Raw genomic sequence first — 18,996 nt, forward strand, 5'->3', positions numbered from 1 at the left:
CGCCGCCGCGCGGCTCGCGCCCGCGCCGTCGCCGATAAACAGCACGTCGAAGCGCGTGGCGCGCTGCGTCTCGCACGCATGCGTCCACACGTCGAGCGACGACGACGAACGGACCTGCCCGCCGTCGAGCGACAAAAAGCGCACGTCGTAGCACATCGCGCCATGCGCGCGCGCCGCCGACGTCTCGTTGGCGAAACGGAACAGATCGGAGATCACGCTCATCATCAGAAAGCTGAAGCCCTCAAAGAGCAGCACGCCGATCGTGTGGCGGCTGTCGTTCTGGCGGCGGCTTGCGTCGTCGTGGATCGCTGCAGGCGTGGCGGTGGTGGTGGTCGTGGCGGTCGTTGCAATCGTGATGGCAGATGTCATTGGCGTCGGCTTGCCCGGTTATACCGGCGCGGATGTCGCCAGCAGCGCCGCATCATAGGCGCGCCACTTTTTTCGCCATCGGCCCTGACCGATTCCAACAGCAGCTCGGCGGAATTCATCCCACCCGGCGCCGCTCGCGCTCGCAGCGCCCTTGTGCGCGAATCCGCCCAGGATGGGTCGCAATCAGCCACGCCCGCGCCCTTTCGATACGCGCTGACTAAGATGCACCGACAAGTGCCGCTCAGGCACGCAAACCAACATCACGCGGGGATGGCGGCAATGGCGGGTGCGCGGCTGCAACAACTTCCGCCCGATGCAACGCTCGGGGCGAATGCCGGGCGTCATCGCGCGAAAAAAATCGGCGTCGTGGTCTGCGACGGCTTTGCGCTGCTGCCGGTCGGCGCCGTCGTGGAGATTCTGCATCTCGCGAATCGGGTCCATGCGGGCACGTCGACCGACGGCTCGCCCTACGATGTGCGCCTGCTCTCGGCGAGCGGCGGCGTCGTGCGCAGCGCGTCGTCGATCGGGCTACAGACGGCGCGCGCGGAGCCGCCGTCTCACGCCGATGCCTTTCATGCCGTGTTCGTCGCGACCGGCGATCCTGTGGGCAACCACGCCGACGCCACGCACGAACCGCCCCACGCGGCGCTGAGCCGTTTCGTCGGCTTCGCCGCCAAGGTCTTCGCCATCGCCGACGGCGAGTCGCACGACGACACGGCGCGTCCCGCGTGGCTGAGCGCGCACGTGGCCCGCACGCTGGCCGAACACGACGGACTCGAACGCACGGGACACGCGACGAGCCCGGTCGAACTCGCGCTCGCGCTGGTCGAATCCGATCTCGGCGCGGCGGTGGCGCAGGACATCGGCCGCCGCGCGAGCCAGCCGCTGCGCTGGCACTTCTGCTCGCTCGCGGGCAAGCGCTCCGTGGCCGCGCTCAGTCAGCAGATCCAGCGCGCGGCGCACTGGCTCGAAACGAATGCCACGCGCGCCATCAGCACGGACGACGCAGCGAAATTCGCCTCGATGAGCAACCGCAATTTCCAGCGCCGTTTCAAGGCGGAAACCGGCGTGACGCCCTCTGAGTATTTGCAGCAGACCCGCATCGAACTCTGCTGCAAGATGCTCGCCGACACGCGGCTGCCCGTGGACAAGATCGCGCGCCGCTGCGGTTTGCGCGGCGGCGCGCAGTTGTCCAAACTACTGCGCCGCCGTTTGAATACCACGCCCACCGATTACCGCGCGCAAATGCAGGCTTCGCTCAAGCGTTAGCCGCGCGTGAATAAATTGTCGTGATCGGCCAAACCGGGTGCGATTTGGCCAATCGGGCGCGGACGTTAGCGGGCATTGCTACATTGACTCGCGATCGCTGCCCATCGCGATGGGCGATTGACCACCTGGACTGCGCATTCGCGCGCCTTCTCTGCGTTGAGCCTATGCCGGAACGTGAACCTGTCATGCGCGCGTCCATCGTCGATTCGCGATTACCTGAAGCGCGCGAAACGCAACAATCGCGCGAATCGCACGCATCGCGCGAAACGCTGATCGACGATCTCGAACGCTGCTGCGCGCGTCTGTTCGAGCGCTGGTGCGAAAGCCGCCGTGTCGTGCCGCTCGCCTATCTGATGCACGCGTGGCCGCTTGCCGATGCCAGCATGCATCCCGCGAAGCGCCTGGCGGGCGCGTTGCGCGACCTGCTGCACTTTCACGCCGACGCGCTCGATTCGAGCGACCGCCGCCTGATTCGCTATGCACTTGCGGCAGCCGAAATGGCGACGCTGCTGTAACACACGCCGGCAGTGGGGATGAACCGGACACCGCGTGTCCAGAACGATCGCGTTTTCACCGAACGCGTGATTGTTCATTTGCGTGCGAAACCGGACACGCGTTGTCCAAATTGCGCCGCAAACTGTCCACTCCAAGGCAATGGGGAGTTTCCAACACCATGATGAAGCCCAGTCACACGGGCGGACGCCGCGCGAATCAGCGTGAGGCCGCGCGGCCCGATCCCGCGCGCCCGATTGCGCATTCGCCGCTGCACATCGCCATCCGGTTGTGGGGCTACGACAGCGCACTCGCGCAAACGTGGCTCGAATCGCTGCCCACGCTCAACGGCCTGCTCACGTGGTCGATCGCGCTCGCACCGGACAGTCCCGGCGCGCAGATGGTCGTGCACATGATCAAACCCTCGCGGATGCCCGGCGCGACGTTTTGCTGGAACTGCATGGGCGCCAATCGCGCGATCGCGCGCATGGACCCGGCCGACGGCCTCGCGATCGCGCTGTTCGCCGGTCACGCGCAGACCTTGCCGAGCGGACGCGACGGTTTGTGGATGACGTCCGGCGCGCTGCCGCCGCGCGCCGCGCTGTTCCGGCTCGCGCATCTGATCGGCGCAGCCGCGATGCCGACGTCGACGGGCGCCTTTGCGCTGCGCTATCACGTGCTCGAAATGATCGGCGGCGAAATCGACGCTGCATGAGCCCGCTTTCGCCTCGCCTCACTCTTTCGGAAAGTCAGAACGTGTCTTGTCCCGCGCATCAGTTCGCCACGCCGGATGCCCTTCATCGAACACCGATCGGCATCGTGCTGTTCAACGGCTTCGCGCTGTCCGAGCTTTCGAGACTCGTCGATGCGCTCCAGCCCGCCGACGCGGAGACCGATGCCGCCGAGGCCGCCGATACCGACCTCACGCCGCGCGACATCGTGCTGTTCTCGGCGGCGGGCGGACGGATCGCGAGCGCGACGTCGGTGTTCGTCTGGACCGAACGTATCGACGCCACACGATCGAAAAGCGCTTACCGCGCGTTCTTCATCATGAGCGGAACGGGGCTTCAGCGCGCGCTCAAGGATACGCGGCTCGTCACGTGGTTCCAGCGCGCGCAGTCGCGCGGCGAACGGCTTGTCGCCACTGCGAAAACGCTTGAGCAATTGTGCGCGGCGGGCGTTATCGAGCGCTCGTCCGCTGAATCGGTCGCCGACGCCGCGGGTCATACGTGGGTTGATTCGCGAGATCTGGCCGACGCCGCGCGTGCGCTGATCGACGAAGAATGCGGCGCGACCTCGCCGACCCTCGCCGATAGTTCGGATACCTACGCAGATAAAGCACGCCCCTCGCCGCCCGATCTTCCCGCACTCGCCTCCATCGCGAACGACAAGATCACCGCCGCCATCCGCTGGCTCGAAGCGCATTTCGACAAGCCGATGAGCATTCGCGACGCCGCCCAGGCCGCCGCGATGAGCGAGCGTAATTTCCTGCGCCGCTTCAAGGCCGCGACGAATCTCACGCCTTCGGAATACGTGCTGAATCTGCGCATCGAGGCGATTTGCCGACTACTGGCGGAAACCGATTTGCCCGTCGAAAAGATCGCGCGCCGCTGCGGTATCGCCAACGGCGCGGGCCTGTCCAAACTGTTCCGCCAACATTTTCAACTCACGCCGACCGAGTATCGCCGCCAGTTTGCCGTCACGCGCGACGCCGGTGAGTTCGGCGATGCGTCTGCGCCGCGCGCGCAAAGCGCGACGCCCGCACGCCATCGCCGCTCCGGTCATCTCGCCTTGTAAATCCGCAGAGTCCGCGGAACGAAAACTTCAGCGTCCCTGAAACAGATCGACGTTAGCGTCGTAAGCGGCTTGCTGGCGCACGAACGCGTCGTCGAGATGATCGCGCAGCGCACGCTCGGCCGCGTCGGGATCGTGGCGTTCGAGCGCTTCGAGAATCGCCTGATGCTGCTTGAGCGTGACGTCGGCGACCACGGGATCGCGCACGGTCACGTGGCGCACGCGGTCGATCGGCGCACGCGCGAATTCCACCAGCTGCTGCACGCGCGGCAGCCGCGCGGCCGCGCAGACGGTCGCGTGAAACGCGTTGTCGCAACTGATCGCGGCCACCGCGTTGTCGCGCGCGATCGCGCGCCGGTGCGCCTCCTGAATATCGTGCAGCTGTTCAAGCTCGCGCGTCGTGATGATCTCGGCCGCGCGGCGGATGCTCGCCGTCTCCAGCACCTTGCGGATCAGCGCGCTCTCCGCGAACTGCTCGCGCTTCACGGGCGCGACGAAGGTGCCCGACTGCGCCGCGATGCGCACCAGTTCCTCGCGCGACAGTTGCAGCAGTGCCTCGCGCACGGGCGTGCGCGAGATGCCGAGCGCGTCGGCCAGCGCGCGCTCGAAGATCACATCGTCGGGTTGCAGCGTCATCGTCACGATGGCGTCGCGCAGCAACTGGTAAAGCTGCGTGGAGAGCGCGTTCGCGCGGTCCAGCTGAAAGTCGGCCTGAAGCAGCCGGGCGACGAACGCCTCGGGTTCGTTGCGGTTTTCTGTCATATCTCGGATGGGTTGCTGAGCGTTCCGCCACGCGGGCCGGAACCATGCCGTCAGTATATTAGTGTCCCAATTCTTTAGGCCCCGCCGGACGGGCGCTCCAGGGATTTCCCTCGGTCGCGCCCGCTTTCGTTGTGATCGCGGCCAGGTTCTTCTATCATCGAAGAACTAATATATTAATTCACTAGTGCACTGAGCGCGGCCTCGATCGAGCGTCGATGCCGCGCCGATCCCCACAGGAGACATCCATGCAACTGGAAGACACCGCCACGGCCCGGGCAGACGCGCGCGCCGACAGCCGCGCCGCCGCGCCCACCGCCGTCCGCTGGCGCATTTTCTGGATCTTGCTGCTGCTCTCGTCGATCAACTACATCGACCGCGCGTCGCTCTCCGTGGCGCTGCCGCTCATCTCGACCGAATTCAATCTCACGCCCGCGCTCGAAGGCGTGCTGCTGAGCGCGTTCTTCTGGACCTATGCGCTGATGCAGATCCCGAGCGGCCTGCTGGTCGACCGCTTCAAGGCGCGCAATCTCGTCGGCATGGCGACGGTCGCGTGGGGCGCGTGCCAGGCCTTCGCCGCCGGCTGCTTCCACTGGATTCCGCTGCTGCTCACGCGCCTCGGCCTCGGCGTGGCGGAATCGCCGATCATGCCCGCGGGCGCCAAGCTCGCCGGTTCGTGGCTCACGCCTTCGGAGCGCGGCCGCGGCGCGGCGCTGCTCGACGGCGGCGCGCCGCTCGGCTCGGCCTTCGGCGCGATCATCATCACCGGGCTGATCGCGTGGCTCGGCTCGTGGCGGCTCGCCTTCGTGGTGGCGGGCGTCGGCACCGTGGTCGTCGGCGTGATCGCGTGGTGGTACATCCGCAATCATCCGTCCGAACATCCGGGCGTGAACGCCGCGGAACTCGCGCACGTCGAAGGCGCGCGCCGGCAACGCAGCGCCCGCGCGCCGCGCGAGCGCCTGCCGCTGCGCGCCGTGCTCGCCGACCGCTCGGTGCTCTGCATGTTCGCGAGCTGGGCCTGCTACAACAGCGTGTTCTACGGCCTGATGACGTGGATGCCCAGCTATCTGCACAAGGCGCACGGCTTCGACCTCAAGCAGATGGGCGGCGCGACCTTCGTGATCTTCCTGTGCGGCTTCATCGGCGAACTGTTCGGCGGCTGGCTGGCCGATACGTGGCGCGCGAAGGGCGGCGAGCCGAACCGCGTGATGAAGTCGATGTTCGGCTTCGCGGGCCTCGCCTCCGCCGCCGCGATTCTCGCCGTGAGCTACGCCACCGGCCTCGTCAGCGTGGTCGTGCTGCTCTCCATCGCGCTGTTCTTCATCCGCTGGTGCGGCATGTTCTGGGGCGTGCCCGCCACGCTCGGCGGCCAGTCGCGCGCCGGCCTGCTCGCGGGCGCGATGAACTTCTCCGGCAACATCGTCGGCGTGATCGTGCCGATCCTGATCGGCGTCATCGTGCAAACGACCGGCACCTATTTCCTCGCGCTGATGTTCTTCGTCGCCGCTGCGTTCGGCCTCGCCGTCTGCGCGAGTCTCATCGACTATCGCGACCGCGGCCTCGACTGAGCACGCGGCGCCGCTTATTTCGCGTCCTAATTCACTTGCGATCATGTCCACACTCACTTCCGCCATGCCGCACACGCCATCGTCCCAACCCGCGCCCGCGTCCGCGCGCGTGATCCGCCTGCATCCCGCCGACGATGTCGTCGTCGCGCTCGAACAGCTGATCGGCGGCATGCCCGTCGAAGGCGACGGCGTGCGCGTCAGCGGCCTGATTCCGCCGGGCCACAAGGTCGCCACGCGCGCGATCGCGGCGGGCGCGCCCGTGCATCGTTACGGTCAGATCATCGGCTTCGCGCGTCAGGCGATCGCGCCCGGCGATCATGTGCATACGCACAATCTCGACATGGGCGAGTTCGCGCGCGACTACGCGTTCAGCGAAGGCGCACGCGCCACCGAGTTCGTGGCCGACAGCGAACGCGCGAGCTTCGACGGCATCGTGCGCGCAGACGGCCGCGTCGCCACGCGCAATTACATCGGCATCCTGACTTCCGTGAATTGCTCGGCGACGGTCGCGCGCGCCATCGCCGATCACTTCCGCCGCGACATTCATCCCGAAGCGCTCGCCGCGTTCCCGAACGTCGACGGCGTGGTCGCCCTCACGCACGGCGTGGGCTGCGCGGTGGACACCGAAGGCGAAGCGCTCGCGCTGCTGCAACGCACGCTGGGCGGCTACATGTGCCACCCGAATTTCGCGAGCGTGCTGGTGATCGGACTCGGCTGCGAGACCAACCAGATTCCGCGCCTGCTCGAAACGCAGGGCCTCAAGGAACACGCGGGCTTGCGCACCTTCACGATTCAGGACAGCGGCGGCACGGCCAAAACCATCGCCAAGGGCATCGAGATCGTCAAGGCAATGCTGGGCGCGGCGAATGACGTGCGGCGCGAGCGCGTGAGCGCGAGCCATCTGACCGTGGGCCTGCAATGCGGCGGCTCGGACGGCTATTCGGGCATCACCGCGAACCCGGTGCTCGGCGCGGCCGTCGACCGGCTCGTGCGCCACGGCGGCACCGCGATCCTCTCCGAAACGCCCGAGATTTACGGCGCGGAACATCTGCTCACGCGCCGCGCGGTGACGCGCGAAGTCGGCGACAAGCTGGTCGCGCGCATCCGCTGGTGGGAAGACTATTGCGCGCGCCATAACGCGTCGATGAACAACAATCCCTCGGCAGGCAACAAGGCGGGCGGCCTCACCACCGTGCTCGAAAAATCGCTCGGCGGCATCGCCAAGGCGGGCAGCACGAATCTCGTCGATGTCTACGAATACGCGCAGCCGGTGCTCGCGAAAGGCCTCGTGTTCATGGACACGCCCGGCTACGACCCGATCTCGGCGACGGGCCAGGTCGCGGGCGGCGCGAACCTGATCTGCTTCACGACGGGGCGCGGCTCGGCCTATGGCTGCGCGCCCTCGCCTTCGCTGAAGCTCGCCACGAATAGCGCGCTCTGGAAGCGCCAGTCGGACGACATCGACCTGAATTGCGGCGGCGTAGTGGACGGCAACGACGACATCGACGCGCTCGGCGAAGCGCTGTTCCGCATGATGCTCGATACGGCCTCGGGCACGCGCACGCGCAGCGAACTGCATGGTTACGGGCAAAACGAGTTCGTGCCCTGGCAGATCGGCGCGATCACCTGAAGCGCGTTATCGCACACTCCATAGGTATGCCTAACTAATATTCGACCATGACACAAGCTCAAGCCTCTGCTACGCCCTATCGCGGCGTCTTCCCGGTCATGCCGACCATCTTCACCGAGAGCGGCGACCTCGACCTCGACGGCCAGCGCCGCTGCACCGACTTCATGATCGACGCGGGCTCGAACGGCCTGTGCATTCTCGCGAACTTCTCCGAGCAGTTTTCGCTGACCGACGCCGAACGCGAAACCGTCATGCGCTGCGTGCTCGAACACGTCGCGGGCCGCGTGCCGGTGATCGTCACGACTTCGCATTTCAGCGCGCGCGTGTGCGCCGAACGCAGCCGCGCGGCGCAGGACGCAGGCGCCGCGATGGTGATGGTGATGCCGCCGTATCACGGCGCGACGCTGCGCGCGAACGAGGCCGCGATTTACGGCTTCTTCCGCGCGGTCTCGGACGCCGTGACGATTCCCGTGATGATCCAGGACGCGCCGATGAGCGGCACCATGCTCTCCGTGCCCTTTCTCGCGCGCCTCGCGCACGAACTGGAGCACGTGAGCTACTTCAAGATCGAAGTGCCGCAAGCGGCAGCGAAATTGCGCGAGCTGATCCGCGTGGGCGGCGACGCGATCGTCGGACCGTGGGACGGCGAGGAAGCGATCACGCTGATCGCCGATCTCGAAGCGGGCGCGACCGGCGCGATGACGGGCGGCGGCTACCCGGACGGCATCCGCCAGATCATGGACGCATGGGCTGCCGGGCAGGTCGAGGCCGCCGAGGACGCGTATCAGCGCTGGCTGCCGCTCATCAATCACGAGAACCGGCAAGGCGGCATCGCCACCGCGAAGGTGTTGATGAAGGCCGGCGGCGTGATCGCCTCGGACGCCGTGCGCGCGCCGCTGCCGGGCGTGGCCGAGGCCACGCGCGCGAGCCTGCTGCGCGTCGCGAAGCGGCTCGATCCGCTGGTGCTGCGCTGGGCCAAATAAGCCCGGATCGATCCAACAAAAAAGGCGCCGCGTCTTTCAACGCGGCGCCTTTTTCACGTCATCTCAACCTCACTTCTTGTCGACCACCGCCACGGCTTCCTCCACCGTATAAAGCTTGTCGCTCACGCCGCCCGGCTTGAGCTTGGCGAGTTCCGCGTCGAGCGTTTCGCGCGTCACGCTCACGAGCGGCACCTGAATGTCCTTCGGCATCTTCTTGCCCGCGAGCGCCTGCTGCGCGACCCAGAACGCCGCCGTCACCGCGCCCGGCGGATTCGACACCGAGGTCGTTTCATAACCCGCGCCCGCCTGGTTCTTCCACCAGTTCAGTTCGTCGTAGCGATTGCCGAGCACGATGATCGGCGTCGGGCGGCCCGCGGCCTTGAACGCCTGCGCGGTGCCGAAGCCGTCGTCGCCCTGGGTCGTCACGCCGTCGATCTTCGGCAGCGTCGGCAGCACGCCCGCCACGGCTTTTTGCGCGACCGTCTGCGTCCAGTTGCCGTTGACGCTCGCGACGATCTTCATGCCCGGATACTTCTTCAGTTCATCGACAATGCCCTGGTGAATCGCTTCATCCACCGACACACCGGCGAGGCCGCGCACTTCGAGCAGCGTGCCCTTGCCGTTCAGACGCTTCGCCAGATAGTCGACCTGATTCGCGCCCCACGCGTGGAAATCGAACGACACGCGATACGCGCACGGCTCGGTCACGATGCCGTCGTACGACACCACGACGATGCCCGCCGCACACGCCTGCTTGATCACGCCGTTGAGCGCCGTGGGCGAAGCCGCATCCACGACGATCGCGTTATAGCCTTGCAGGATCAGGTTCTGGATCTGCTGCGCCTGCTCGGTCACCTGGTTCTCGGCCGTGGTGAAGGTGGGCGCCGCCGCGACGCGCTTCTGCGCGACCGCTTCGTTCGTCACCGTCTGCCAGTCCTTGATCATGGTCTGCCGCCACGCGTTGCCCGCGTAGTTGTTCGACAGCGCGATCTTCTTCGTCGCCGTGCTCGTTTGCGACACTTGCGCGTGCGCGCCCGTCGCCGCAAACGCGAGGCTCATCAGCGCCACCGCGCCGGCAATGTGGCTCAATTTACGCATGGAAAGTCATCTCCTCTGAAGTGTTCTTGTCTTGCGGGATGCTGCGATATCGAATCAGCGCGCGCCGCGCACGCCAACCGGCAGCGAATAGACCGAGGTCGTCGCCGTGATGAACAGGCAGTTGCGGTTGAGGCCGCCGAAGGTCAGGTTCGCGACCGCCTCGGGAATCAGGATCTTGCCGAGCAGTGTGCCGTCCGGCGCGTAGCAATGCACGCCGTCGGCGGCGCTGGTCCAGACGTTGCCGTGTTCGTCCACGCGCAGACCGTCGGGAATGCCCTGCTCCATCTCCACGAAAATGCGGCCGTTCGTGAGTCGCCCGTCGCGCACGTCGAACACGCGAATATGGCGCGGGCCGTTCTCGACATGCGAGGCGCCCGAGTCGGCGATATAGAGCTTCGATTCATCGGGCGAGAACGCGAGGCCGTTCGGCTTGACGAAGTCGTCGGCGACTCGGCGCGGCTCCAGCGCGCCGCGCACGAACGCATAGACGTGGCAGCCGCTGATTTCGCTTTCGGCGCGATAGCCTTCGTAGTCGCTGAGAATGCCGTAATCGGGATCGGTGAACCAGATCGTGCCTTGCGAATCGACCACGAGATCGTTCGGCGAATTCAGGCGCTTGCCATCGTAATGCGAGGCCAGCACGGTCACGCTGCCGTCGTGCTCGGTGCGCGAAATGCAGCGCCTGCCGTGCTCGCAGCTCACGAGCCGCCCTTCGCCGTCGCGCGTGTTGCCGTTGCTGAAATTCGCGTTCGCGCGGAACACGCCCACGCCCATGCCGGGCGCCCAGCGCATCATGCGGTTGTTCGGAATGTCGCTCCACACGAGCAGGTCGCTCGCCGGAAAATACACCGGCCCTTCGGTCCACAGACAGTCGCCCGCGATCTTCTGCAACAGCGCGTTGGGCTGGATCAGCCGCCGAAAACGCGGATCGTGCACTTCGTGGTCGTGCGCGTTCATGGTGTCTCCTTGTTATTCGATGAAGGTGGCGCTCGATGGCGGGCGCAACAACAGAGGCGCAGGCGCATCCCGCGCCGCGCCACCTCCAGTTAATCAGGCATCCTTAGATAACGATCAGCGCAGCTTCTGCCCGCCCGCAACGGCGGTGACCGCGATGATGAGCACGCCGTAGACGAGCGAGCGCACGCCCGCGTCCGCGCCCACGGCATTGAGGATCGACGTCATCATGAAGAGGAACATCGACGCGCCCCAGACGCCGAGAATCGAAGCCTTGCCGCCCGTCACGAGCGTGCCGCCGATCACGACCACGGCAATCGAGATCAGCATGTACTCGACGCCCATGTCGAGCGCCGCGCCGCCCGCGACCGCCGCGAGACACACGGCCGCGAGCGAGGCGATGATCGCCGAGAGCACGTAGGCGGTGCAGCGCGTGCGATGCACGTTCACGCCCGCGAGCCACGCGGCGCGCGCGTTCTGGCCGACCGCCGAAAGCCGCCGTCCGTACACACTGCGATGCATGAGCAGCGCGATCAGCAGCGAGAGCACCACGGCGAGCAGCGCGAGATACGGAATGTGCAGCAGGCGTCCGGTCGCGAAGTTGCCGAGCGCGGCGGGCGGCGCGGGCAGATTGCCGCCCTGCGTGATCGCCACCGACTGGATGATGAAGCTGGAAGACAGCGTGGCGATGATCGGCGGAATGCGCAGCAGGCGAATCAGCGCGTAATTGACGAGGCCGACCGCGAGTCCCACGCCGATCACCGCGATAATGCCGAGCGCGATGCGCGCGTCGCTGCCGTTCATCACGTGCATGCCGATCACGCCCGCGAGCGCGATCGTCGACGGCACCGAGAGGTCGATGTTGCCGGTCCCCGAAGTGATGACGAGCATCTGTCCGAGCCCGACGAGCACCATGAAAATGCCGTAAACCAGCGCGGTTTCGAGCACGTTGGCGGCGACCGGCAAGCCGAAGAAACCCACCGTCGCGGCCCACACCAGCACGGCACCCGCAAACGACAGCGCCCACGGTGCGTCGAGCGCTCTAACGCGTGCGAACAGGCCCGCTTGCGCGGATTCAGCGGAATCGGCGGGCGTGGCGGCGACGCCGCCGGAACGAGGCGTCGTCATTGGCGCTCTCCGTTACGTTGAAGCAGGACGCGCAGCGACAGCACGACGATCAGGATCGCGCCCTGCATGCCCACCTGCCAGTCCGACGAAATGTTGAGGAACGCGAGGAACGACGCCGCGAGCGTGAGCGTGATCGCACCGAGCACCGCGCCGACCACCGAGACGCGTCCGCCCACGAATTCGCCGCCGCCGAGGATCACGGCCGCGATCGAGAGCAGCGTGTAGCGCAGCGCGATGTTGGCGTCGGCGGAAGTCGTCAGGCCGAGCAGCGCGAGACCCGAGAGCACGCCGAAGATGCCGGCCACGCCGTACATCAGCGCGCGGCGTCCGACCAGCGACCAGCCGAAGCGGCTCACGGCGCGCGGATTGCCGCCGACCGCGCGGCTGCGCACGCCCGCCGAACTGCGCATCAGCAGGAAGTGCGCGACCACGGCGATCACCGCCGACCAGACGATGGGCGCGGCCACGAGCGGCGTCTGGAAGCTCATCGCCGAGCCGAGCCAGCCGGGGCTGTTGCCGCCCGGCGACGGCAGCAGCACGATCGCGAGCCCGCTCCAGACGAACGAGAGACCGAGCGTGACGACGATCGACGGAATGCGGCGAATCTCGATCAACGCGCCGATGGCCGCATAACCGGCCACGCAAGCGGCGAGCGCGAGCACGCCGAGCAGCGGATGCTGATCGAGGATCGTCGCGCCGATGCAGGCGACGAGGCTCACGAACGGCCCGATCGAGAGATCGAGGTCGTTCACGGTGATGATCGCGAGTTGCGCGAGCGTCGCGAGCACCAGCGGCACCGCGAGATTGAGCAGCAGATTCGAGCCGAAATAACTGAGCGTGGCCGGTTGCAGAAACAGGATCGGCACCAGCACCGCGCACAGCGAAACGGCGGGCAACATCGTGCGCAAACGCGCCTGGGTCATCACAGTACTCATGCAGCCAGCTCCTCGAAGCTCGCTGCAAGCAGCGCTTCTTCCGTGCATTCGCCCGCGTGCAGCACGCGCGTGACGCGGCGCGAGCGGAACACGAAGGTGCGGTCGCAATAGGCGAGTTCGTCGTTTTCGGTCGTGTACCAGACGAAGGTGCGGCCCTTCGCGGCTTCGGCGCGCACGAGCGCGTAGATCTCGCGCTTGGTGCCGATATCGACGCCGCGCGTGGGATCGTCCATCAGAATGAGCGAGGCGTTCGAGGCGAGCGCGCGCGCGAACAGCACCTTCTGCTGATTGCCGCCCGAGAGCGAGAGGATGTTCGATTGCATCGACGCGCCGCGTATGCCGATCTTCGTGCGCCACGTTTCCACCAGCGCACGCGCGGCCTTGAAGTCGATCAGCCAGCCTAGGCCTTTCGCGGCGCCACTGCTCGCGGCATCGTTCGTGTCGTGCGCCGTCATGCCGCCGCGCCCGAGCCAGCGCACGTCGAGATTCTGTGCGATCGACCAGACCGGAAACACGCCGTCGCGCGCGCGGTCGCCCGCGACGAAGGCCACGCTGTCGCGCGAGGCGCGTTGTGCGATGTCGTAGATCGCCAGCAGCGTTTCGGTTTGCCCTTGCCCCGCGAGGCCGCCGAAGCCGATCACTTCGCCGCGCGACGCGTCGATTTCGGCGCGCCGGTGCGGCCCGATCACCCAGCGATAATCGCGCGTGGCGTGCTCGCGCGCCGTCTGCGCGGCGGCATCTTCGCGCGGCGCGTTCGCCACTTCCACATGCTGGCCCATCGCCTGAATGATCGCGTCGCGCGTGAGATTTTCGCGCGGCAGAATGCGCACGAGCTTGCCGTCACGCATCACCATCACGCGGTCGGCCACGCGCTCGATTTCGCCGAGCATGTGCGTGACGAGCAAACACGTCACGCCGCGCGCGTTGGCCTTGCGCACGTAGGCGAGCAGTTGTTCGGCCGTGTGCGCGTCGAGGCTCGACGTGGGTTCGTCGAGAATCACGAGACGCACGGGCGTATCGGTTTCCGTGAATGCGCGCGCGATTTCCACCATCTGCCGCTGCGTGAGCGTGAGGTCGGAAACGAGTTCCGCGCCGCTCAGGCCGCAGCCCGGAAAGATTTCGGCGAGCTTCTCGCGCATCAGCGTGCTCGCGCGCTTGCGCCAGCCGCGTCCGCGCAGACGCGGATGCACGACGCACATGTTCTCCGCGATGCTCAGGTTCGGACAGAGCGACAGCTCCTGGAACACGCAGCGCACGCCCGCGAGTCGCGCGGCGTCGGCGTCGTAATGCGGCGCGGACGCGCCATGCGTTTCGATGCGGCCGTCGGTGGGCGTATACACGCCCGCGAGCACCGCCATCAAGGTCGATTTGCCCGCGCCGTTATGCCCGGCGATGCCGACGCATTCGCCCGCGAGGAAATCGAAATCGATATCGGACAAGGCCCTCACATTGCCGAAGGACTTGCCGATGCCAGAAAAACGTATCAGGGGGGACGCGCTTTGTTTCGACTCGATGTTATCGATCACATCCGTGCTCCGAAAAACCTTCGCGGCGGGCGTCTCTCCAGGCCGCGACACGTTCGTGTCCGCCCCGGCGACGCTGGTCTCCATGCTTTTACTCCATCTCGATGACGGAGGCTTTCTAATATACTAATGTTGCGGAAAACTTCAGACCCATAGGGATTTGCCCTAGACGGAGCACCGGCAGCGCGGCGCGCGGGCTTGCGGAAAGTGAGGGAAAGCGCGGGAAAACGATGCGCAATGAGGCGGCCGTTCGAGTCTAAGGACCGAATCGATATCGTTCTAATGAAAAACCGGACGCTTTCGATATCGGTTTCGATATCGCAGCCGCTGCGTGAGGGACGCAGCCTGATCCGACATAGTGGGATGCAGTGACTGTTTTTGCCGATTCGCCGCCGCATTGCACGACGGCGAACCGCAGTCTTTAAAGCGCAGAGTCGGGTCCGATCAAACCGGATTCAGCGCACTCGCGCCGCCGAGCACGGCCGCGACGTTATCGAGCGCGGTGAAACCCATCTGGTCGCGCGTTTCCACCGTGGCGCTCGCCATATGCGGCGTGAGGAACACGTTGTCGAGCGTGGCGAAGCGCGGATCGACGTTCGGCTCGCCGCGATAGACATCGAGGCCCGCGCCGCGCAGCTGCCCCGAGGTCAGCGCCGCGTACAGCGCATCTTCATCGACGAGACCGCCGCGCGCCGCGTTCACGAAGATCGCGTCTTTCGGCAGGAGTCCGAATTCGCGCGTGGTCATTAGCGGCGCGCCGCCGCCGGGCACGTGCAGCGTCAGCACCAGGCTGTGCGGCAGCATGGCGTCGAGGCTCTCGTAATACGTCGCGCCGTTTTCGAGCGCAGGCGCGGCACGCTGAATATCCGTATAGATCACGCGCATACCGAAGCCTTGCGCGCGCCGCGCGACCGCGCGACCGATGCGCCCAAACCCGACGATGCCGAGCGTCTTACCGTTCACGCGCGTGCCGAGCATGTCGGTCATGCCGAACGACTTGCCCCAGCCCGCGCGCATGATGCGCTCGTATTCCGACGCGCGGCGGCAAGCCGCCAGCACCAGCAGCATCGTGAAGTCGGCGGTGCATTCGGTCAGCGCGTCGGGCGCGTTCGTCACGACGATGCCGCGTGCGCGCGCCGCCGCCACATCCATATGATCGACGCCCGCGCTCGCGTTCGCGATGATCTTCAGCGTCGGCGGCAAGGCGGCGATGTGCTCGGCCTGAAGGCCCGACTTCTTGCCGATCAGCACGGCGGGCAGCGCGTGCTTCGTGCAGAAGTCGACCACGGACGCCGCGTCCATGTCGGCGTCGGTCACGTAGGCGTGAAATTCGGCTTCCGCGCGCTGCGCCACGGCAGCGGGAACCTTGCGTGCGATGAGCAGTCGGGTGCGTTGAGTGTCCGGCATCGTGCTTTCCTTTGGGTCGAATGACGACGAGAGACTACGAAGCCGCACACCGATGCGTCAATCTTGATTCGATCAATCAACTTATCGGCCGCTATCGCTCAAGCGCGCCGTTCACTACGCTATTCACACGCAGTGCTTTAATTCGCGCCCTTAATTCGCGGACTTCATTGCGGACTGAATCACGAACCTAAGCGCGGACTTAATCACCGACTTCATCGCGCATGTCTTTTGCGCGTCCCGTCTCGCGCGCCGCATCGGGACATTCCCTGATGGCCCCCCGGCTGGCAAGCCCTCTGATGTTGATTGATCCAATCAAGATTGCTGCCCGTGTCAGCCGAATGCAATCCTTTTTCCGTGTTCAACCGAATCGACCAGAGGACGGGAAATGTCTGCATCGACGCCTGAATCGAAACCCGCATCGTCCCCCGCATCGCCACGCGCATTGCCTCGCATCGCGGCCGTCACCGGCGCGGGTTCCGGCATCGGCCGCGCCACGGCCATCGCGCTCGCGAGGAATGGCTTCACGGTCGCGCTGATCGGACGCCGCCTCGAACCCTTGCTCGATACGCAGGAAGCGATCGGCCTGACCGGCGGCGAGGCGCAGCCCTTCACCGCCGACGTGACCGATGCCGACTCCGTCGAGCACGCCTTCGCGCAGATCGCTCAGCGCTTCGGCCGTCTCGACGTGCTGTTCAACAATGCGGGCCGCAACGCGGGCGCGGTGCCGCTCGAAGACTACGAACTCGATCTCTGGAACGACGTCGTCGCCACCAATCTCACCGGCGTGTTTCTGTGCGCGCGCGCCGCGTATCGGCAGATGAAAGCGCAGTCGCCGCAAGGCGGGCGCATCATCAACAACGGTTCGATCTCCGCGCACTCGCCGCGTCCGAACACGATCGCCTACACCGCGACCAAGCACGCGGTGACCGGCATCACGCGCTCGATCGCACTCGACGGCCGCGCGTACAAGATCGCGTGCGGCCAGATCGACATCGGCAACGCGGCCACGCCGCTCACGGAACGTATGAACAAAGGCGTCCTGCAGGCCGATGGCCGGCTCGCGCCCGAAGCGCGCATGGACGTGGAGCACGTGGCGAATGCGGTCGTGCATATGGCGACGCTGCCGCCCGAGGCCAACATTCTCGACATGACGATCATGGCGACCACGATGCCGTTCGTCGGCCGCGGATAACGACACGAAGCGGACCGCATAAAAAAGCCGCCTGACATGGAGACACCGATGAAATACGCAGAGGATCAACCGTTGCCCGCGGGCACGCCGGCTTACGCGCAAAGCGCGAAGCGCACGAAAGTCCGCTATGCCGTGCTCTCGATGCTGCTGATCGCGACCATACTCAATTACGTCGATCGCTCGGCGCTCGGCATCGTCGCGCCTTCGCTCTCGAAGGATCTCGGGCTCAACAAGATGCAGATGGGCGAGCTGTTCGCCGCATTCGGCCTCGCCTACTCCATCGCGCTCGTGCCCGGCGGCGTGCTCACCGACGTGCTCGGCTCGCGCGTGGCCTATGCGCTCTCGCTGGTGGGCTGGTCGTTCGCGACGCTCACGCAAGGTTTCGCGAACGGCTATCACATGCTGCTCGGTTCGCGCCTCGCGATGGGCGCACTCGAAACGCCCGCGTTCCCCTCGAACACGCGCGCGGTCACCTTGTGGTTTCCGGTGCAGGAACGCGGCTTCGCCACGAGCGTCTACGTGATGGGCCAATACATCGGCACGCCGCTGTTCACGGGCCTGCTGCTGTGGATTTCGTCGATGTACGGCTGGCGCACGGTCTTCTTCGTGACGGGCGGATTCGGCATTCTGTTCAGCGTGCTCTGGTATCGCACCTATCGCGATCCCGCGCGCCATCGCGCCGTGAACGCCGCCGAACTCCAGCACATCAACGGCGGCGTCACGCCCGCCTCGCGCAAGCCGCGCGACAAGTTCAACTGGCGCATGGCGCTGCGCCTGCTCGGCTATCGTCAGATACTCGCAATCTGTCTCGGCAAGTTCTGCAATAACACGCTGCTGGTGTTCTTCACGACGTGGTTCATGACCTATCTGGTCGAAGCGCGCCACATGTCGATGATCAAGGTGGGCATCTTCCAGGCGATGCCGTTTCTCGGCGCGACGATCGGCATTCTCAGCGCCGGATTTATTTCGGACTTCTGCATACGTCGCGGCGTCTCGGTTTCCACCGCGCGTAAAGCGCCGCTGATCGTCGGCACCTTGCTGGGCGCATCGATCGTGCTCGTGAATTTCGTCGAGTCGAACGAACTCGTGATCGCCGTGCTGACCGTCGCGTTCTTCGCGCAGGGCGTGGGTTCGATGTCGTGGGCCGCCGTGGCCGAAATCGCGCCGCGCCAATATGTGGGCCTGACGAGCAGCATCACGAGTCTCGCCGCCAATATAGCGGGCATCACCACGCCGCTGATGATCGGCTATATCACGCAGCACACGGGCCACTTCTACTGGGCGCTGAATCTGATGGGCGCGATCTGCCTCGTCGGCACGCTCTCGTATTCGGTGCTGCTGGGCAAGCTGTCCCGCATCGAACTCTAACGCGCACGCCAACCGGAACCGTTCATGACGAACCTGCCCTCGCCTGTCGAATGCCGATGGGATCATCTGCAACTCTGCTCGGCCGACGCCGAAGCCACCGCCGCGTGGTTCGCGCGCTGCCTGAACGCCGGGATCGTCCGGCGGCCTGGCCGCGTCGATCTGCGCATCGGCGGCGTCGATCTGTTCATTACGCCGCTCGCGCCTTCGCAGATTCATTCGCAAACGGCGTCGTCCGCTGAATCGCGCGATGCGCAAGCGCGCCGCGAAGGCATCGATCACTTCGGCGTGACGGTGGACGATCTCGACGCCGCGTTCGCGCATCTCACGCGCTGCGAGGCGCAGATCGTCGAGCCGGTGCGCCAGATCCGGCCCGGCGTGCGCGCCTGCTTCGTGCGCGCGCCGGGCGACGTGCTCATCGAGGTGCTGGAGCGCCGCCCCGCCGAGATGACTTTTCGCTAGAAAGCCTGCAAGATGAGACGATGTCGGCGTCGCGCGCGGCTCGCCCGCGGCGCGTCGCCCCGCTCATC

At 66.1% G+C, this 18,996-nt stretch carries 17 protein-coding genes and 1 pseudogene; 10 read left to right on the forward strand and 8 right to left on the reverse strand.

All coding sequences use genetic code 11. From position 1 onward, the window contains the following. Positions 1–369 (reverse strand): annotated as a pseudogene (locus LDO54_RS07240) (GlxA family transcriptional regulator); the annotation flags it as partial. A 279-nt stretch (positions 370–648) separates the two neighbouring features. Here LDO54_RS07240 and LDO54_RS07245 point away from each other — a divergent pair. From LDO54_RS07245 to LDO54_RS07260, 4 genes are all read left to right on the forward strand, one after another. Further along, positions 649–1,638, forward strand: a complete 990-nt coding sequence (locus tag LDO54_RS07245) for a GlxA family transcriptional regulator (protein ID WP_224008634.1) — start codon at positions 649–651, stop codon at positions 1,636–1,638. 20 nt (positions 1,639–1,658) lie between these two features. Continuing rightward, positions 1,659–2,153, forward strand: coding sequence for a hypothetical protein (locus tag LDO54_RS07250; protein WP_224008635.1), 495 nt, complete (start codon positions 1,659–1,661; stop codon positions 2,151–2,153). Positions 2,154–2,311: 158 nt separating this feature from the next. Next, positions 2,312–2,845: a hypothetical protein gene (locus tag LDO54_RS07255; protein WP_224008637.1), complete on the forward strand. Its 534-nt coding sequence runs from the start codon at positions 2,312–2,314 to the stop codon at positions 2,843–2,845. Positions 2,846–2,886: 41 nt separating this feature from the next. After that, positions 2,887–3,927, forward strand: coding sequence for a helix-turn-helix domain-containing protein (locus tag LDO54_RS07260; RefSeq protein ID WP_224008639.1), 1,041 nt, complete (start codon positions 2,887–2,889; stop codon positions 3,925–3,927). A 27-nt stretch (positions 3,928–3,954) separates the two neighbouring features. On the opposite strand, the gene LDO54_RS07265 is transcribed toward LDO54_RS07260, so the two are convergent. Next, positions 3,955–4,686 (reverse strand): GntR family transcriptional regulator, encoded by a 732-nt coding sequence (locus tag LDO54_RS07265; RefSeq protein ID WP_224008641.1) that lies wholly within the window; start codon positions 4,684–4,686, stop codon positions 3,955–3,957. Positions 4,687–4,931: 245 nt separating this feature from the next. Here LDO54_RS07265 and LDO54_RS07270 point away from each other — a divergent pair, with 245 nt between their 5' ends. The 3 genes from LDO54_RS07270 to LDO54_RS07280 all read left to right on the forward strand — a co-directional run bounded on the left by LDO54_RS07270 (position 4,932) and on the right by LDO54_RS07280 (position 8,864). Then, positions 4,932–6,251, forward strand: a complete 1,320-nt coding sequence (locus LDO54_RS07270) for an MFS transporter (protein ID WP_224008643.1) — start codon at positions 4,932–4,934, stop codon at positions 6,249–6,251. Between the two features lie 64 nt (positions 6,252–6,315). Beyond that, positions 6,316–7,881, forward strand: coding sequence for a UxaA family hydrolase (locus tag LDO54_RS07275; RefSeq protein ID WP_224009055.1), 1,566 nt, complete (start codon positions 6,316–6,318; stop codon positions 7,879–7,881). Between the two features lie 47 nt (positions 7,882–7,928). Then, entirely contained in the window at positions 7,929–8,864 is a 936-nt protein-coding gene (locus tag LDO54_RS07280; RefSeq protein WP_224008645.1) for a dihydrodipicolinate synthase family protein, read from the forward strand. Positions 8,865–8,933: 69 nt separating this feature from the next. On the opposite strand, the gene LDO54_RS07285 is transcribed toward LDO54_RS07280, so the two are convergent. The 6 genes from LDO54_RS07285 to LDO54_RS07310 form a co-directional block, all read right to left on the reverse strand. Beyond that, positions 8,934–9,962: an ABC transporter substrate-binding protein gene (locus tag LDO54_RS07285; RefSeq protein ID WP_224008647.1), complete on the reverse strand. Its 1,029-nt coding sequence runs from the start codon at positions 9,960–9,962 to the stop codon at positions 8,934–8,936. A 54-nt stretch (positions 9,963–10,016) separates the two neighbouring features. Beyond that, entirely contained in the window at positions 10,017–10,919 is a 903-nt protein-coding gene (locus LDO54_RS07290; RefSeq protein WP_224008649.1) for an SMP-30/gluconolactonase/LRE family protein, read from the reverse strand. A gap of 114 nt (positions 10,920–11,033) precedes the next feature. Further along, the gene (locus tag LDO54_RS07295) at positions 11,034–12,044 is read right to left on the reverse strand and encodes an ABC transporter permease (protein ID WP_224008651.1); all 1,011 of its coding nucleotides are present in this window, start codon (positions 12,042–12,044) and stop codon (positions 11,034–11,036) included. Then, positions 12,041–12,979: an ABC transporter permease gene (locus tag LDO54_RS07300; protein WP_224008660.1), complete on the reverse strand. Its 939-nt coding sequence runs from the start codon at positions 12,977–12,979 to the stop codon at positions 12,041–12,043. The genes LDO54_RS07295 and LDO54_RS07300 overlap by 4 nt, the downstream gene beginning before the upstream one ends. Continuing rightward, on the reverse strand, positions 12,976–14,502 hold the full coding sequence (locus tag LDO54_RS07305) for a sugar ABC transporter ATP-binding protein (RefSeq protein WP_224009057.1): 1,527 nt from the start codon (positions 14,500–14,502) through the stop codon (positions 12,976–12,978). The genes LDO54_RS07300 and LDO54_RS07305 overlap by 4 nt, the downstream gene beginning before the upstream one ends. A gap of 444 nt (positions 14,503–14,946) precedes the next feature. Then, positions 14,947–15,909 (reverse strand): 2-hydroxyacid dehydrogenase, encoded by a 963-nt coding sequence (locus tag LDO54_RS07310; RefSeq protein WP_224008662.1) that lies wholly within the window; start codon positions 15,907–15,909, stop codon positions 14,947–14,949. 385 nt (positions 15,910–16,294) lie between these two features. On the opposite strand from LDO54_RS07310, the gene LDO54_RS07315 reads away from it, so the two are divergent. Genes LDO54_RS07315 through LDO54_RS07325 form a run of 3 tightly spaced genes read left to right on the forward strand, consistent with a single transcriptional unit; the run spans position 16,295 to position 18,928 of the window. Next, positions 16,295–17,101 (forward strand): SDR family oxidoreductase, encoded by an 807-nt coding sequence (locus tag LDO54_RS07315; protein WP_224008664.1) that lies wholly within the window; start codon positions 16,295–16,297, stop codon positions 17,099–17,101. A gap of 48 nt (positions 17,102–17,149) precedes the next feature. After that, on the forward strand, positions 17,150–18,469 hold the full coding sequence (locus LDO54_RS07320) for an MFS transporter (protein WP_224008666.1): 1,320 nt from the start codon (positions 17,150–17,152) through the stop codon (positions 18,467–18,469). A gap of 24 nt (positions 18,470–18,493) precedes the next feature. Then, positions 18,494–18,928, forward strand: a complete 435-nt coding sequence (locus LDO54_RS07325; protein ID WP_224008668.1) for a VOC family protein — start codon at positions 18,494–18,496, stop codon at positions 18,926–18,928. Positions 18,929–18,996 lie beyond the last annotated feature (68 nt).

The organism is Paraburkholderia tropica (assembly GCF_914484835.1).
GTDB lineage: Bacteria > Pseudomonadota > Gammaproteobacteria > Burkholderiales > Burkholderiaceae > Paraburkholderia > Paraburkholderia tropica_A.

Bases quoted from the DNA above. Each gene is read 5' to 3' on its own strand.
- LDO54_RS07320 (WP_224008666.1), top strand. From the start codon at position 17,150: ATGAAATACGCAGAGGATCAACCGTTGCCCGCGGGCACGCCGGCTTAC.
- LDO54_RS07275 (WP_224009055.1), top strand. From the start codon at position 6,316: ATGCCGCACACGCCATCGTCCCAACCCGCGCCCGCGTCCGCGCGCGTG.
- LDO54_RS07255 (WP_224008637.1), top strand. From the start codon at position 2,312: ATGATGAAGCCCAGTCACACGGGCGGACGCCGCGCGAATCAGCGTGAG.
- LDO54_RS07280 (WP_224008645.1), top strand. From the start codon at position 7,929: ATGACACAAGCTCAAGCCTCTGCTACGCCCTATCGCGGCGTCTTCCCG.
- LDO54_RS07290 (WP_224008649.1), bottom strand. From the start codon at position 10,919: ATGAACGCGCACGACCACGAAGTGCACGATCCGCGTTTTCGGCGGCTG.
- LDO54_RS07245 (WP_224008634.1), top strand. From the start codon at position 649: ATGGCGGGTGCGCGGCTGCAACAACTTCCGCCCGATGCAACGCTCGGG.
- LDO54_RS07295 (WP_224008651.1), bottom strand. From the start codon at position 12,044: ATGACGACGCCTCGTTCCGGCGGCGTCGCCGCCACGCCCGCCGATTCC.
- LDO54_RS07325 (WP_224008668.1), top strand. From the start codon at position 18,494: ATGACGAACCTGCCCTCGCCTGTCGAATGCCGATGGGATCATCTGCAA.
- LDO54_RS07315 (WP_224008664.1), top strand. From the start codon at position 16,295: ATGTCTGCATCGACGCCTGAATCGAAACCCGCATCGTCCCCCGCATCG.
- LDO54_RS07310 (WP_224008662.1), bottom strand. From the start codon at position 15,909: ATGCCGGACACTCAACGCACCCGACTGCTCATCGCACGCAAGGTTCCC.
- LDO54_RS07265 (WP_224008641.1), bottom strand. From the start codon at position 4,686: ATGACAGAAAACCGCAACGAACCCGAGGCGTTCGTCGCCCGGCTGCTT.
- LDO54_RS07300 (WP_224008660.1), bottom strand. From the start codon at position 12,979: ATGAGTACTGTGATGACCCAGGCGCGTTTGCGCACGATGTTGCCCGCC.
- LDO54_RS07285 (WP_224008647.1), bottom strand. From the start codon at position 9,962: ATGCGTAAATTGAGCCACATTGCCGGCGCGGTGGCGCTGATGAGCCTC.
- LDO54_RS07270 (WP_224008643.1), top strand. From the start codon at position 4,932: ATGCAACTGGAAGACACCGCCACGGCCCGGGCAGACGCGCGCGCCGAC.